This is a genomic window from Protofrankia coriariae (assembly GCF_001017755.1).
In the GTDB taxonomy this organism is placed as follows: Bacteria; Actinomycetota; Actinomycetes; order Frankiales; family Frankiaceae; genus Protofrankia; species Protofrankia coriariae.
The window spans coordinates 108,517-123,377 of sequence record NZ_JWIO01000028.1; the positions used below are offsets into that span (position 1 = coordinate 108,517).

General features: G+C 69.4%; 12 protein-coding genes. 6 read left to right on the plus strand and 6 right to left on the minus strand.

The genetic code is table 11. The features are described from left to right. Positions 1-36: 36 nt before the first annotated feature. Both FrCorBMG51_RS16870 and FrCorBMG51_RS16875 read left to right on the plus strand, forming a co-directional pair. Entirely contained in the window at positions 37-900 is an 864-nt protein-coding gene (locus FrCorBMG51_RS16870; RefSeq protein ID WP_047224002.1) for an SDR family NAD(P)-dependent oxidoreductase, read from the plus strand. A 181-nt stretch (positions 901-1,081) separates the two neighbouring features. Continuing rightward, positions 1,082-1,669 carry a class I SAM-dependent methyltransferase gene (locus tag FrCorBMG51_RS16875; RefSeq protein ID WP_047224003.1) on the plus strand — a complete coding sequence of 196 codons (588 nt, stop codon included), beginning with the start codon at positions 1,082-1,084 and terminating at the stop codon, positions 1,667-1,669. A gap of 30 nt (positions 1,670-1,699) precedes the next feature. On the opposite strand, the gene FrCorBMG51_RS16880 is transcribed toward FrCorBMG51_RS16875, so the two are convergent. Then, a complete protein-coding gene (locus FrCorBMG51_RS16880) occupies positions 1,700-2,065 on the minus strand; it encodes a DUF1905 domain-containing protein (protein WP_235433660.1) in 366 nt (121 codons plus the stop codon). A gap of 104 nt (positions 2,066-2,169) precedes the next feature. Between FrCorBMG51_RS16880 and fxlM the strand changes: the two genes are divergently transcribed. Continuing rightward, the gene (fxlM, locus tag FrCorBMG51_RS16885; RefSeq protein WP_235433661.1) at positions 2,170-3,432 is read left to right on the plus strand and encodes a methyltransferase, FxLD system; all 1,263 of its coding nucleotides are present in this window, start codon (positions 2,170-2,172) and stop codon (positions 3,430-3,432) included. A gap of 335 nt (positions 3,433-3,767) precedes the next feature. Beyond that, positions 3,768-4,142, plus strand: a complete 375-nt coding sequence (locus tag FrCorBMG51_RS16890; RefSeq protein WP_047224005.1) for a hypothetical protein — start codon at positions 3,768-3,770, stop codon at positions 4,140-4,142. A gap of 107 nt (positions 4,143-4,249) precedes the next feature. On the opposite strand, the gene FrCorBMG51_RS16895 is transcribed toward FrCorBMG51_RS16890, so the two are convergent. The 5 genes from FrCorBMG51_RS16895 to FrCorBMG51_RS16915 all read right to left on the minus strand — a co-directional run bounded on the left by FrCorBMG51_RS16895 (position 4,250) and on the right by FrCorBMG51_RS16915 (position 12,986). Continuing rightward, positions 4,250-5,398: a TIGR03857 family LLM class F420-dependent oxidoreductase gene (locus tag FrCorBMG51_RS16895; RefSeq protein ID WP_052914765.1), complete on the minus strand. Its 1,149-nt coding sequence runs from the start codon at positions 5,396-5,398 to the stop codon at positions 4,250-4,252. Then, positions 5,395-5,925: a hypothetical protein gene (locus FrCorBMG51_RS16900; protein WP_047224006.1), complete on the minus strand. Its 531-nt coding sequence runs from the start codon at positions 5,923-5,925 to the stop codon at positions 5,395-5,397. The genes FrCorBMG51_RS16895 and FrCorBMG51_RS16900 overlap by 4 nt, the downstream gene beginning before the upstream one ends. Before the next feature lie 3 nt (positions 5,926-5,928). Continuing rightward, positions 5,929-7,134: a phosphotransferase family protein gene (locus FrCorBMG51_RS16905; protein ID WP_047224007.1), complete on the minus strand. Its 1,206-nt coding sequence runs from the start codon at positions 7,132-7,134 to the stop codon at positions 5,929-5,931. A 128-nt stretch (positions 7,135-7,262) separates the two neighbouring features. Beyond that, positions 7,263-9,950 (minus strand): AAA family ATPase, encoded by a 2,688-nt coding sequence (locus FrCorBMG51_RS16910; RefSeq protein WP_235433662.1) that lies wholly within the window; start codon positions 9,948-9,950, stop codon positions 7,263-7,265. A 342-nt stretch (positions 9,951-10,292) separates the two neighbouring features. Continuing rightward, positions 10,293-12,986: an AAA family ATPase gene (locus FrCorBMG51_RS16915; protein ID WP_235433663.1), complete on the minus strand. Its 2,694-nt coding sequence runs from the start codon at positions 12,984-12,986 to the stop codon at positions 10,293-10,295. 34 nt (positions 12,987-13,020) lie between these two features. On the opposite strand from FrCorBMG51_RS16915, the gene FrCorBMG51_RS16920 reads away from it, so the two are divergent. Together FrCorBMG51_RS16920 and FrCorBMG51_RS16925 are read left to right on the plus strand one after the other, a co-directional pair. After that, a complete protein-coding gene (locus FrCorBMG51_RS16920; RefSeq protein ID WP_157180541.1) occupies positions 13,021-14,166 on the plus strand; it encodes an LLM class flavin-dependent oxidoreductase in 1,146 nt (381 codons plus the stop codon). Between the two features lie 198 nt (positions 14,167-14,364). Beyond that, positions 14,365-14,742 (plus strand): hypothetical protein, encoded by a 378-nt coding sequence (locus FrCorBMG51_RS16925; RefSeq protein WP_047224011.1) that lies wholly within the window; start codon positions 14,365-14,367, stop codon positions 14,740-14,742. Positions 14,743-14,861: the final 119 nt, after the last annotated feature.

Consider the following 14,861-nt stretch of genomic DNA (forward strand, 5'->3'; position numbering starts at 1 on the left):
CACCACCGGCGGGAGCGCGGGTCTGGAGGGGCTCTCATGTCAGGTGTCGAAGGGCGTGCCATCGTCATCACCGGAGCGGGCGGAGGGCTCGGGCGCGAGTACGCGCTCCTGCTCGCCCGCGAGGGCGCGAGGGTCGTCGTCAACGACCTCGGCGGTGCGCGTGACGGTTCGGGCGGCGGCTCGGCGATGGCCGACGGCGTGGTGGCGGAGATCCGCGCGGCCGGCGGAGAGGCGGTCGCCAGCTACGACAGCGTCGCGACACAGGTGGGAGCCGAGGCGATCGTGCGCACGGCCGTCGAGACGTTCGGAGCGGTGCACGGCATCGTCAGCAACGCGGGAATCCTGCGTGACAGTAGCTTCGCCAGGACAACGCCCGAAGACTGGGACGCGGTGATCAAGGTCCATCTCTACGGCGGGTTCCACGTGATCCGCGCGGCGTGGCCGTACTTCCGCGAGCAGAATTTCGGTCGCGTCGTCGTGGCGACGTCGACGAGCGGGCTCTACGGGAACTTCGGCCAGGCGAACTATGCCGCCGCGAAACTCGGCCTCGTCGGCCTTGTCAACACCCTGGCAATCGAGGGGGAACGCTACGGCATCCGAGCGAACGCCGTCGCTCCACTGGCCGCGACCCGCATGACCGCGGACATCGCTCCCCCGGAAGTTCTCGACACGCTCCCGGCTGCCCAGGTCGCGCCGGTGGTGGGCCACCTGCTGACCGAAGAGCTCACCGACTCCGGTGCGGTGTTCGTCGTCGGCGGCGGTCTCGTGCGGCGCGTGGCGCTGTTCCAGAACTCCGGAGTGCGTTTCGACGAGCCGCCCACAATGGAGATCGTCGCCAAACGCTGGGCCGAGATCACCGATCTCTCGCACGTAGCCCGTGGCGTGAATCCCCTCGGCTGAACGGGGGCTGTTTGCTGGCGGAGTGTTGGCGGGGCCCGTCCGGCCAGACGTGATCGCAGATGATCCGTCCACAGGTGATCCGTCCACTGGTGAAGAGGGCCACGCATCGTGTCCCAGTGTCCGCACTCGCCAGCGGAAAAACCGGTGTCGCTTTCCACCGGCATCCCGTAGAAGAAGACGGATGGAGCAGTTCCACTTCGACCCGCAGACCTACCTGGCCATGGTCCTCGCCGAGGTGCCCTGCTACGAGCGACTCCAGGACGAGGTGGCGGCGGCAACGGCCGGCATGCGCGCGATCTGGGTGCTCGATCTCGGGGCGGGCACCGGCGAGACCAGCCGACGCGTGCTCGCCGCCCATCCCACCGCCGCCCTCGTGGCACTCGACGAAAGCCCTGCGATGCTCGACCGCGCCCGGCCCCGTCTCCCCCACGCGGACCTTCGCGTCGGCAGACTCGAAGACCCGCTACCGGCCGGACCGTTCAACCTGGTGATCTCCGCGCTGGCCGTGCACCACCTGGACGCGGCGGGCAAGGCGGACCTGTTCCGCCGGGTCGCCGCCGCCCTGACGCCGGGCGGCCGGTTCGTGCTCGCGGACGTGATCCTGCCCGACGACCCCCAGGACGCCGTCACCCCCGTCAACAGCGCCCACGACAGGCCCAGCCGGCTATCCGACCAGCTCACATGGCTCCACCAGGCCGGCCTCGCAACCACCGTCACCTGGCAGCACCACGACCTCGCCGTCCTCACAGCCGACCGACCCCACCGCTGACGCACGCCGGTGGTGGCCGGCTGCCGGTCGTCAGAAGTCGAGGAGCTCGACGGTCACGGTCGCGATGTCACCCGCGGCCAGGGCTTCGGCCTTGCGGACGGCGCGCTTGACAGGCAGCGCATAGCTGCCACGAGTGCGGTCAGGGAAGATCGAGGTCGTCCATGTGCTGCCACCGACCGTGACCCGCACCCGCAGCGACCCGAAGCCACGACGCAGCCCGCCAGCCAGGTCACGGATCTCCTCGGACACCTCGACGGGCAGGCTGACGAACGTCCATCTGTCGGCGCGCCGGGCATCCCACACCCACAGCTCACCATCGAAAACGACGACCATAAATGACGACCATAAATTCAGTGTCACCCGCAGGGCCGAGTAGGGAATGACATGTACGGTCACACTGGGTCATCCTTGTTACGTCGGTAGCCTCCCGCTTCCTGGGCGCGCCGCGCCGTCGCCGACAGGCCAGGGCAAGCCGCGTCCCGCCACACCAGGAGTGATCATTGGCTACGCAACCGCTGCCGGAGGAGGAGCCCACCGCCGCATCCTCGGACCCTGCCGTGTTGCTGGCCGAGATGGCGAAGAAGGTCATCACCAGCCTTGCCGAGCTGGACATGCCGGTGTCGGCCGAGGTGCGGGCGGCGCTGCGGGTGGTGCCTCGTCACCTGTTCCTGCCCGGAGTGCCGCTGGAACGGGCCTACACGCTGGACGCGATCGTCCTGAAACGGGACGAGACCGGCGTATCGATCAGTTCCGTGTCCGCCCCGACCGTGATCGCGGCGATGCTCGACCAGCTTCAGGTGAAACCCGGCCATCGGATACTCGAGATCGGCTCTGGCGGCTACAACGCGTCCCTGCTCCAGGAGCTGGTCGGCGACACCGGCCAGGTCGTCTCGGTCGACATCGATCCGGACGTCGTCGCCCGCGCCCGCCAGAGCCTGACCGCCGCGGGCTATCCGGACGTGACCGTGCGGTGCGCGGACGGGGAGTTCGGCGTCACCGACCTCGCACCGTTCGACCGGATCATCGTCACGGTCGGCGCCTGGGATCTCCCTCCGGCGTGGAGCGAGCAGCTCGCCGAGGGCGGCCGCCTCGTCGTCCCGCTGCGGATGCGTGGACTGACCCGGTCGATCGTGTTCGAGCGGGAGAACGGCCACCTGGCGGACCGGGGCTACGAGCTGTGCGGCTTCGTGCCCATGCAGGGCATCGGAGAACGCCGGGAACGGCTGGTTTCGCTGCACGGCGAGGACATACGCCTGCGTCTCGACGACGACCAGCAGGCCGACGCCGACGGGCTACGGGCCGCCCTGACCACACCACGAGCAGAGGCATGGTCCGGGACGACGGTCGGCAAGAACACGAGGTTCGACGGCCTGCACCTGTGGCTGTCCATGGCCCTGCCGGACTTCGGCCTGCTGGCCGCGACGAAAGAAGCCAGGAAACGTGGCCTGGTCGCCCACTCCTGGGGTCTCGGTATCCCGACAGCCCTCGACGGTGCCAGCTTCGCCTACCTGACCTTCCGCGCCACCAGCACGGCACGCGAGCGGTTCGAGTTCGGCGCCTACGGACACGGCCCCGACGCCGAGAGGATCGCACAGCGGATGGTCAGCCACGTCCGGTCCTGGGACGGTACCAGCCTGAACGCCCGCATCACCGCCTACCCCGCGGGCACCCCCGACGAACAGCTACCCGCCGGCGCCCTCGTCCTCAACAAGCGACGCGCCCGAATCACGATCTCCTGGCCTGACCGCGTCGATACCAGATGACCAGAGCGAACGAGCTGGCCCACCGGCTACGCACCCTGCGCGGGCAGGACATCAGCACACTCTGAACCCATCATCCGGCAGATCAATAGCCGCTCGTCCGCGAGCTGGCAGCCAAGGAATGCTGGCAGCGCGTGCACGCCTGCCGCAGCAACACCATGTTGTCGCGGCGACACAATGGCGCCGTGTGTCAGCTGTCGCAACGGCAGGGCAGCCCGGACAACAAGGACACCGCGAAGAAACTACGCCCGCGGGGAGACCTTGATTGGTCCGATGAGAACGCTATTGTCCGGATTTATCATTTGATCATCTTTGACGGACAGTAAGGATCGCCGCCGATGGCTCTCCGCGACAAGCTCACCGAGCGCGCCCAGCCCTACCTCGCCCCCGGCGAGAAGGTGCAACACGTCTTTCTGGCGCAGACCGGGCCGACACCGTACTTCTTCCTCCTCACCACACTGATCATCTTCTGGATCGACTACAGAATCGTGATCGTCACCGACCAGAGCATTCTGGTGCTCAGGGCCGGCAAGCTCGTCCCGAGCAAGCCGAAGGGAGACACCCCGCTCGCGCGGCTGCCGCGACAGACCGTGCTGGGACCGCTCAGCGGCCTGTGGGGAAAGACGGAGGCGACCGGCGAAAAGCTGAACGTCCACAAGCGGTTCCACAAGGACATCGCCGCCGCGGACGCCGCGATCGGGTCGGCGTCGTAACACCGGCGCCGACAGTCGGCAGACGGGAGCGTGGAGGGGCTGTCGCCGACCAGAAGTGACAAAGTGAGGTAACCGTGCCGGCGCTCCGGCAGAACGAACAAGTTCTGTTACGGAGTCCCGGATACGGACGTCTCGTGCCACGCCCGCACGAGCCCCTCAAGCTGCTTCGGTCCGCTGCCGTGCAGCACGATGTGGTCCACCCCGGCGTCGAGATACTCCCGCAGACGCACCGCGCAGTGCGCGGCGGACCCAACGACACACCCGGTCTCCACCCACTCCCGCGGCAGCTGCGTACCGAGCTCCAGCAGTTCGCTCCGGTGGAATTTCTGATCGGCCGTGCCGCCGCCATCCAGCTTCTCCTGCCGCAGCAAACGGCGCAACGGCTCGGGATCCCACCCGTTCTCACGCATGATGAGTTCGCCGACCCCGCCGAAGTCCAGGTGAGTAATCATCCGTGCGTTGACGACTGCCAGCTCTTCCTCCGGCGACAGATCGGGAGCGGTGATGACGATCGCGTAGAGCTTCAGTGACCGCGGGTCGCGCCCGATCCGCTCACACGCCTCGTCCAGGCGCCGTGACACAGCGGCGACGGCCTCGACTGTCAGCTCCGAGCCAAGGAAGACACCGTCGAACAACCGGGCCGCGAGCGCCGTCGCCTTCGGCAGGGGGGACCACGCGCTCAGGAGGAGCCGCGGCCGGGGTGCCGTCGGTGGATCAACCATGCGCAGGTTCGGGAACCGTCCCAGCGGACCGTCGTAGTCGATGGTCTCGCCGTCCCACAGGCGCAGCAGGATCGACGCGTAGTCCTCGAACGCGGCCATTTTCGGAACAGGCATGCCATGGTCGCCGAGGACCGATCCGAGGCCGCGGGCAAGCCCGAGCAGCAGCCGGTCACCGAACGTCTCCTGCATCGTGGAACCCGCGGCGGCGGTCATCAGCGGATGTCTGCTCCCCGCGGCGATCGAGCCCATGCCCAGGCGGATCCGCTGCGTGCTCGCGGCGACCGCGCCGCAGAGCACTCCGAGTTCCTTCATGTCCAGCCGCTCGGCGATCCACGCCGAGGTGAGGCCGAGGCGCTCCGCGTCGATCGCCTCCGTGATCGCCCGGGCCGGGTCCTTCACCCGGCCCGGTAGCAGGTAGATCCCGAGCTCGTCGATCGGCTCCGGTAAGCCGCCGCCCGCCGTGCCGTGCTCCGGGGTGATCTCGCCGCTCCTTGTCTTCTCTCGCGCGATCCTCTCTCGCGTGTGCCCGCTCACTCCGCGTCCCGCACCGGCGTCGTGGCGTTCCCGGTCAGCACGGAGCGGATGTCGCCGGGGACCTCGCTCGGAAACCCGGTCATCCGGAACCACGCCTGCTCGCGCGCGCTCTGGCGGGCGGCGACGCCCACCAGCAGCTCGCGAGCCGCGGCGCGGTCCTCAGCGCTGCCGTCGGCGGCGATCGCCGTGACACGGGCGTCGACCGCCACCTTCAGCGCCCGGGCCTCCGCCCGCAGGAGCGCGAGGTCGGGGATCGCCGAGGGGTCGGGGGCCGGGACGGCGTGCGCGTCGGTGGTGGGGACGGACGACAGGGCCGAGAGACGGTCGAGCAGTTCGCGGTACTCATCGCGTTCGGTCGCCTCGTAGAGGGTCTCGGACTCCTGGACGTCGAGCACCCACTCCAGGGTCGCCAGGACAAGACCGGCCTGCTCCTGGACGAAACTGTCGTCGGCGGGCAGCGCCGGAACAATCGACTTGACCATGGCCGAACGGATGCCCCGTAACTGCTGTGAGATGGTAGGGACCATGGTTCAGGCTCCTTCGAGAACACGGTTGAGCTCGGCCATGGACGACGCACCGAGGCCGCTGAGGAAATTCATCATCACGTCGAGGTGCGTCATGCGGTCCTCGGTGATCCGGATACCTGATGCGCTGGTGGCTACCACCACCCAGTACATGTTCAGCACGGTGTAGTAGCGCAGCCGTTCCGGATCCACGGAGAGGCCCGAGATGCGTTCGTACTCCGCGATAAAGGTCTCCGTGTCGACAAGGCCGCTACAGAGAAAACGGCCTTCGTCATCCAGGTGGCCCCAGCCGCCGAGCATCGCGTACGCCAAGTCGTGGTGCCGATCGCCGAGGTGGCTGAGTTCCCAGTCGAGGATCGCCGTGATCTCGCCCGTGTCCTCGTCGAACAGGAAGTTCCCGTTGCGGTAGTCGCCGTGCACAATCGAGATCCGGTCGATCGGCGGGCGGTTGTCCCACAACCACTGGCGGGTCAGTGTGACCGTCGGGTGCGGCTCGAAGGAGTCCTCCTCCCACACCCTGTCCCACATCCCGAGCCGCCAGTCGACCCCCTGCGTCGTGCCGGCCGCCGGCACCCCGAATGCGTCCAGAGCGACGGTCGACGGATCCAGGGCGTGCAGCGTGGCCAGGTGGGCGACGAACTGGGGGGCGAGCTTGGCCCGCAGCTTCGGCCCGTAGACCGTGCCGAGCCCGGACGCCCTGTGCTCACCCTTTGTCGGCGCGGCGACACCACGGGCGAAGCCGCAGACCATCGCGGGCTCGCCCAGCTCGGCGTGGTCCTGGGTCACCCAGTAGGCGCGCGGCACGGGCAGGACGCCCTCCAAAGCCCGCAGGAGCTGGAACTCGCGAACGCGGTGCGTCTCCACGACGGACGCAGGCGGGTTCATCCGCAGCACCATCCGGTCGCGGCGCGGTTCGCCGTTCTCCGTCCACTCGAGGTCGAAGCCGAACTGCTCCTTCGACGCGCCGCCCGGCAGTCGGGCAAGGCCGCTGATGGTGAAGGGGCCGTCCAGCCGGTGGGCAAGAAAGGCGTGGAGGCGCTCGCTGATGTCCTCCACGCTGCGGGCGGTGTGCACGTCGTGCCCCCGACGTCGCAGCTTCGTGCTGAGGACCTCATCGACGGCCGGTTCGACGGGATGACGTCGACGCAGCTCCTCGATGCGCCGCTCCACACCCTCCGAAGCGCTTGTGAGCGCGTGTTCCGTGGTGACCATGGCCGGGAAGCTAACACCGGCCATTTCGGACGCAACAGAGTAGGAACATACTCTGTCTGGGCGCAGACGAGCAGGCGTCCACGAACGAACGCGGGACGATGCGCGCGGCGTGTTGCCCGTCGGCGCGGTCAGCGGAGAAAGCGCGCCAGGTCGGTCCGCCGGGACACGCCGAGCTTGTGGTATATGCGCTGCAGACGGTTGCCGACAGTCCGCACGGACAGCTGCAACTCGGCCGCGATGTCGCGGTCGGTGTGTCCCGCCGCGGCCAGCAGCGCGGTCTCACGCTCGGCGTCGGTCAGCTGCACCCGCGACTCGATCGGCGCGAGTGCCGGGGTGACGGCGCCCTTGCAGCGCGCCGCGAGCGCTGCCGCTCGGTGCAGCCCGGCATCCGCGCGGTGGACGTCGCCTGCCCGGCGCCAGGCGACCGCAGCGTCGGCGGCGGCCTCGGCGGCCAGCAGCTCGGCGTCGAGGTGTTCAAAGGTCGTGGCGACCGCGTCGAGCGCGCGTGGATCATCCTCGGCGAGGGCGACGACGTGCGCGGCCCGCGCCGCGACAAGGTCGCCTTCCAGCTCTCGGGCGAGAGCAACAAGGTGGTCCACGACCCGGCGCGGCGTCCCGAGCCTGCCGATGTCGTGGAGCGCGGCTGCTGCGCCGGTACGGTCGCCGATCTGCTCGCCCACCTGGGTCGCGCGGGCGAGCAGATCGCGGCCCTGAGTGATCCGCCCCTCGGCCACGGCCGTCCACGCTTGGGCCGCGAGGTGGTCGGTCCAGCTCCACCGTGGCTGCTCGATCCCGAGGGCGTCGATGGCCGCGAGGGAGCGCCGCGCCGCGGCGGCGTCACCCGCGAGCGCCTGTGCCTGGGCCAGGAGTGAGAGCAGCGTGTGCTGGACCCCCAGCCGCCCGAGCCGATGCAGCAGGGTTGCCGCCTCCCGGGCGTCGCGGGTCGCGGTCCGGACGTTGCCGCGATCGCGGACGGTACGCGACAAGTTCCAGAGGAACCAGGCCCGCGCCTCGCTACTGCCCTCGTCAAGGCCGCGTTGGTGCTGCTCGCGAGCCAGCCGCTCGGCATCCACGAACCGGCCCGCCTGCACGAGGAGCTCGCAGCGGCCATGGAGGTTGAACCACGGGTACCAGTCGTCAGGTTCCGTCAGGGTGACACCGGCCGCATACGCACGGTCCGCCAGGTCCAGACCCTCGCGTAATCGGCCGAGGCGCCCGAGGCTGAACGCGCCCACGACGCCCATCCACACGAGCGACCGTCCCCGCGCCTCGGCCAGCAGCGGCTCCAGGACGCGCACCGCGGCCCGTGGACCCTCACTCCCCAGCACCAGCCCTGCGCGGTGACTCGAGACCTCCGTCCGCAGGCCGACGTCGGCGATGGTGGCCTCCGCATCCTCGGCGATGCGCAGTCCGTCCTGCATCCGGCCGAGCGAGAGCCACAGGACGTCGATCCGGGCGATCGCCGCGCGCGCACGCTCCTCGTCGTTCGCCACGCAGCCTGCGAGCTCCGCGAGATCCTGCTCGGCCGCCTCCCCCCGTCCCTGCAGGGCGGCCGTCTGGGCCGCGAGCAACCGGCCGTCGAAGCCGGTCCCCGCCTCGACGGCGGCACGTGCCAGACGCTCGGCGAGCGGGAAGTCGTAGTGCCACCGAGCCGCGCGCGCGGCCTCGAGTAGCACATCGGGTTGTCCACCGCCGCCATCGAGGCGCCAGAGCCCGATCCGCAGGAGGTCGTCGCGTCGGCGGCAGCCGGTCCGCTCGACGATGGTGGCAAGGGCGCGGGCCATCGCGCCGACCCGCACGGCCGATGTCTGCGCACGCAGCACGTCTGCGTAGATGGGATGGCCAAGACGAATCTGCAGACGGCGGCTGTCGAACGCGCTGACAAGCAGACCCTCTCGCTCCAGCTTCTCGACCAGGCGCTCGTCGCCCAGCGCGTCGAGCTCCGCGCCCCCGAGAGGTTCGCCGTAGGCCGTCAGCTCCAGCAGCGCTCGAGCATCGGGGGAGAGCCCGGCCAGGCGGGCGCCAACGAACTCGACGATCCGGTCCGAGGGCGCCGGCGCTCCGGTCATCCGCCACACCCCACCGTGGCGGACCAGGGTGCCGTCCGCCAGCGCGCCGCGCACGAGCTCCCGGAGAAACAGCACGTTGCCCTGGCAACGAGCGGTCAGCTCGGCGACGGTGGCACGGTCGACCTGATCCCCCAGGACCACTGTCAACAGGTCGTCGATGACGCTGTCGGCCAGATCGCTCAGGCGGAGCCGGATCGCAAGGTCGTCCTTCCACAGCGAGGTCACCGCCGCGGGCGTCGGCTCTTCCGCCCGGACCGTGGCAACCACCAGCACGGCGTCCGCCGACACGAGCTGCTGGATCAGGCCCGCCGACGCCTCGTCGAGCAACTGCGCGTCGTCGACGAACAGCAGCAGGCGGCCCACGCCGCCATGGTTGACGAGGGCGTACGCCGTCCGCCGCAGCAGTCCCTCGAACGAGTCCGCCGGCCCGAGCCCGTCCCTTGGCTCGGGCACGGCCAACAGGGGTGCGAAGGCCCCGAACGGAGCCCGCGCCACGGAGCGCGTCGCCGTCACCCAGCGCGCCTCGTGGCCGGCCGCAGCGGCGATCAGCATTGCCTCGCGGGCCAGGCGAGTCTTACCGACGCCGGCGGGGCCGACGATGATGACGCTGTGCGGGGCCGCACCGGTGAGGGCGTGGGTCAGCGCGTCGAGTTCGGTGTCCCGGCCGATCAGGGGCCAGGCGGCCGGGGGCAGATCGGCCGGCGCGGGCGATAATCGGTCGGCGACCGCCCGCTGTTCACGATGCATCGGATCCATCCCCTGCCTCGTTGCGTGAGACTCCTCCGGCGACGATGTTCTCACGTCCGCCCGCGGGATCCTGGAATCCTGTCCGTGCCCGGATCTCGTCCGTAGGCCCTGACCAGGGCTTCTGCGCTACGTGTCAGCGCAAAGGCGATCCGGTCACCCCGGCATCGTCCTACGGTGGCACCACCGCCTGATCACACGGAAACGGACCTACCCGCACCGGGCTGAACGACCATCGGTCCGCGCAGAGATCGCGACCTTCACCGCACGGCTCACGGCTCACGGCTCACGGCCGAGAACATGACATGAGGGCACAGGTGGATCCAGAGTGAGGCTTCGCTGGTCCTACCGCATCAGAGCGGCCAGCTCCGCCCGTCGTGAGATGCCAAGTTTCCGGAAGATGCGTTGGAGCCGGTTGTCGACGGTCCGGGCGGAGATGCGAAGCTGCTCAGCGATCTCCTTGCTGGTGAGCCCGTTCGCGGCGAGGAGAGCGGTCTCGCGCTCGGCTGGGGTGAGCTGTGAACGTACGCTGATCGGGGCCAGGGCAGGAGTTCTCGCTCCCTCGCAGCGGCTCAGCCGGATCGCTGCGCGGTGCAGCTCGGCGTCGGCCTTCCTGGGCTTGCCGAGCCTGCGCCACGCCACGGCGGCGTCGGCCGCGGCCTCGGCGGCGAGCAGGAACACACCCATGGCCTCGAACCTGTCCGAGACCTCGGCAAGCCCTGGTGGGTCTGCCTCGGCCAGGGCGAGGACGTGCGCGACGCGCGCGCCCGTGAGTTCGCCCTCCACGGTGGCAGCCACAGCAACGAGCCGGTCGACGACGGCATGGGGCGCACCGATGCGTGCGATGTCGTGCAGGGCGGCGCAGGCTCCGGTGCGGTCGCCGACACGTTCGCCGGCTTCCGCGGCACGTTCGAACGTCTCTCTCGCGACGGACAGCCGGCCCTCGGCGACGGCGGTCCAGGCATGCGCGCTGATGAACTCCGTCCAGCTCCAGCGGGGTTGCTGGACACCCAGCTCGTCGATTCTCGCCAGGGTCGCGCGTGCGCCCTGATGATCCCCGGACAGTGCCTGGGACTGGGCGAGCAGGGAGAGGAGACTGTGCTGGAAACCCAGGCGCCCGAGTCGGCGGAGCAGCACGATGGCTTCCCGGGCGTCGCGGCCCGCCGACTGCACGTTGCCCGTGTCCCTGGCGGTGCGGCACATGTGCCACAGGAACCACGCGCGCGCTTCGCTGCTGCCCTCCTCCAGCCCGCGCTGATGCTCCTGCCTGGCGAGCGCCTCGGCCTCGGTGAAGCGGCCCGCGTGCGCGAGGGCTTCGCAACGGGCGTAGAGGTTGAACCAGGGGTACCAGTCGTCCGGTTCGCTCAGCACGATGCCGGCGTCGTAGCCGCGGTCGGCCGCGTCGAGGGCCTCTTCGATGCGGCCCAGCCGCCCGAGGCCATAGGACGCCACGAGGCCCAACCAGACCAGTGACGGCCCTTTGGCGGCGGCGAGCATGGGTACCGCCACCTCAGCGGCCGCACCCGGCCCCTGGCTGCCAAGGAGCAGACCGGCGCGTCGGGCCGACACCTCGTCTCGCAGGGACTGTTCGGTGATCGAGGCTTCGGCCAGTTGGGCCACGCGAAGGCCATCGTCCATGCGACCGAGGTAGAACCACAGACAGTCGATGTGGGCGATGGCAAGTCGCACCCGATCGCGGTCGTCGCGGGTCTGACAGGTGAGGCTGGCGAGCTCCCGCTCCGCGTCGAGGGGCCGGCCCTGCAGCGCCAGCGTCTGTCCCGCGAGAAGCCAGGCGTCGAACCCCGCTCCGGCATGCCCAGCGGCGCGCGCCAGTCTCTCCGCCAGGGCGAAGTCATAGTGCCATCGTGCGTCGCGGGCGGCGCGCAGCATCAGCGCGGGCTGACCGCCGCCGCCATCAAGGCGCCAGATACCCATCCGCAGTGCATCGCCCTTGCGACGGGCACCGGTGCGCTCGACGCTGTCTGCCAGCGCCCGGCTCATCGCCGACACCCGCACCGCGGACGTGCGCGCTCGCAGGACCTCCCCGTAGAGCGGGTGGGCGAGCCGCACCTGCAGGCGTTGACCTTCGAACCCGCTGGCCAGCAGGCCCTGTCGCTGCAGCGCGTCGATCAGCTCGGGGTCGGCGAGCTCCGCCACCTCGGCGCCGCCGAGGGGCTCCGCGTAGGCGGCCAGTTCGAGCAGGGCGATCGACGCGTCGTCGAGGCCACGCAGCCGTGTGTCGACCAGTTCCATGATGCGCCCGGAGGGGGCCAGCGGGGCCTTCAGGCGCCACACCCCGACGTCCCTGACCAGGGTGCGGTCCGCCAGTGCGCCCAGGGTCAGCTCGCGCAGATACAGCACGTTGCCGCCGGAGCGCGCGGCGAGCTCGACGACGGCAGCGCGGTCGACCTGGTGGCCGAGCACCGCGGTGAGCAACGCGTCGATGGCTCTGGTGTCCAGTCGCGAGAGCTCCAACCGGAGCGCGAGGTCGTCCTTCCACAGCGCCGTGACCGCTTCCGGGGCCGCTTCGCCGGCACGCACGGTGAGCACGACGAGAACCGAGTGGTTCGCGACAAGCTGGTGCAACAGACCCGCCGAGGCTTCGTCGAGCATGTGCGCGTCGTCGACGAACAGCGCCACACCCCGCCCGCGGGCGCGGCTGACCAGGGCTCGGGCCGAACGTTCGAGCAGGTCGTGCACCGTGCCAGCGGGTTCCCTGTCCAGGGCCGGCAGAAGGGGTACGAACACCCCGAGGGGTGTCCGGGCGATCGAGTGCGACGCGGTCACCCAGACGCTGGAAAGCCCGGCCCTGCTCGCAAGCAGCCGGGCCTCGCGAGCCAGGCGGGTCTTGCCGACTCCCGCTGGCCCCACGAGCATCACGCTGCGGGGGGAATGAGACGTCAGGGACGACCGGACGAGGTCGAGCTCCGCGGCCCGCCCGGTCAACGGCCAGGGTAACTCCATGACGGCGTCGTACTGCATGCACAGCGAGAGTAGCGGATTACTCTTGCCCGCCCCAGACCCTGACGATGGACTCATGGGCGTTGCCCCTGGAATGACGAAGGAGACAACGGTGTCGAACGTCCAGACCGCGGTGTGGTTCCCGGGAGTCCGCGGGGTGCCCGCCAAGAGCATCATCCCCTACGCCCAGCGTCTCGAGCAGGCCGGAGTTGACCAGGTCTTCACGTGGGACTTCCTGACCGGGATCCTTCCACGGGTGGCCTGGGGGGAGAGTTTCTCCCCCGTGGCCAATGTCCTGCCCGACGGCGACAGCTTCTACGACCCGTTCACCCTGCTCGGCCTGGCGGGCGGCGCCACCGAGAGCCTCGGGCTCTCGGTGTCAGCGACGAACGGCATCCGCAACGGACCGGCGGAGATAATGCGCATGGCGATGACGATCGCGGACGCGTCCCAGGGCAACTCGGTCGTGTGCGTCGGCGTGGGAGAGAAGCAGAACACGGTCCCCTTCGGCTACAGCCGCAAGGAGGGCCTCGCTCGCCTGGAGGACCACTTCCGGCTCTACCAGCTGTTATGGGAGAAGACCGAACCCTTCAGCTTCGAGGGCAACTTCTGGCACTTCAGGAACGCCTATATCGGCGGGGCCCGCACCCACAGGCCCAGGATGCTCGTCGCCGGCGCCGGCCCCAGGGCGCTGGACATCGCCGCGCGCTACGCCGACGGCTGGCTCACGGTCGTGCCCGCGGCGTTCGCGCACATCGAGCACTACGCACAGACCGTCAGGGACATGAAGGTCGCGCTGGAGAAGTACGGCCGGGACCCCGACGATTTCATCTTCGCCATCGAGGCCATCGCGCTGATCCACGAGGACCGGGCCGCGATCGACAAGGCGATCGACCACAGCGAGTTCGTCACGTCCTTTGCATCGATCTACGGCCGCATGGCGCACGCTGAATGGGAGCTGGAGCCAGATGTGGAGCTGGCGCGTCCACGCGACTACAACTACACGCTGCACCTGCTGCCCAACGAGGTGACCAGGGAGGAGAACGACGCCGTCATGGCCAGGGTCTCCCGCGCCATGAAGAGCAGGAGTTTCGTCCACGGCAACGCCCGCCAGGTCGCCGACCACTGGCTCACCTACATCAATGCCGGGGCCACCTGGGTCGGGTTCCTCGACTTCGCGCCGTTCGTCTTCGGCCTTGACGAGGCCGGCGCCTGCCTCGAGCGCAACATCGACGTCTGCACCCTGCTGAAAGCATGACTGCTTCACGTTCTTCATGCCCGCCATGCTGTTCGCCGCCACCGCGTTCCAGCCCGAACGCCCGATCGAGATCACACATACCCTCGACGACATGAGCTGGATTGTCCTGATCATAACGTGGCCTCCGTTCATGGCCCAGAACTTCTCGTTCTCGTTCGGTATCCTCACCGACCAGCGCCAGGTACCTGTTTTTCCTCGGTGGCTGGCCTACGTGAACATCTGGGCGCCGACATCCTTCGTTCCGCCGTTCTGCTGCCCTTTTTCAGGACGGGTCCGCTGGCATGGAACGGGATCATCGTGTTCCGGCTCGCCGCGTTCGTGTTCATCGCCCAGTTCATCGTCAAGTCGACGCGCCGGGCAGCCCATATCCACAGCTCGCCATCGAAAACGACGGCCATGAAGACGACCATAGATGTCGGTACCGCCCCCGGGGTCGAGTGCCACGCCTTCTCTGGCCGGCCCGCTGCGCGCTCGCCGATGATCGTGCCGTCAGGGCGGATCGGTCAGGTCCATCACCTCACCGAACGCGAGCCGCGTCCGAGCGGCCGCGACAGCTCGAGCTCGACGGCGAGGTAGCGGCTGTCCGACCGGGCGACCACGACACGACCGACCCGCCATCCGGATCACCGGGAGTCCGAGGATCTCGCCGCGGCGACACGATGGCGGCTGTGTGTCAGCTGTCGCAACGGCAGGGC

What these genes read in the sequence shown, in the direction of transcription:
- FrCorBMG51_RS16870 (WP_047224002.1), top strand. Translation starts at nt 37, where the DNA reads ATGTCAGGTGTCGAAGGGCGTGCCATCGTCATCACCGGAGCGGGCGGA.
- FrCorBMG51_RS16875 (WP_047224003.1), top strand. Translation starts at nt 1,082, where the DNA reads ATGGAGCAGTTCCACTTCGACCCGCAGACCTACCTGGCCATGGTCCTC.
- FrCorBMG51_RS16890 (WP_047224005.1), top strand. Translation starts at nt 3,768, where the DNA reads ATGGCTCTCCGCGACAAGCTCACCGAGCGCGCCCAGCCCTACCTCGCC.
- FrCorBMG51_RS16900 (WP_047224006.1), bottom strand. Translation starts at nt 5,925, where the DNA reads ATGGTCCCTACCATCTCACAGCAGTTACGGGGCATCCGTTCGGCCATG.
- FrCorBMG51_RS16905 (WP_047224007.1), bottom strand. Translation starts at nt 7,134, where the DNA reads ATGGTCACCACGGAACACGCGCTCACAAGCGCTTCGGAGGGTGTGGAG.
- FrCorBMG51_RS16910 (WP_235433662.1), bottom strand. Translation starts at nt 9,950, where the DNA reads ATGCATCGTGAACAGCGGGCGGTCGCCGACCGATTATCGCCCGCGCCG.
- FrCorBMG51_RS16915 (WP_235433663.1), bottom strand. Translation starts at nt 12,986, where the DNA reads ATGAGTCCATCGTCAGGGTCTGGGGCGGGCAAGAGTAATCCGCTACTC.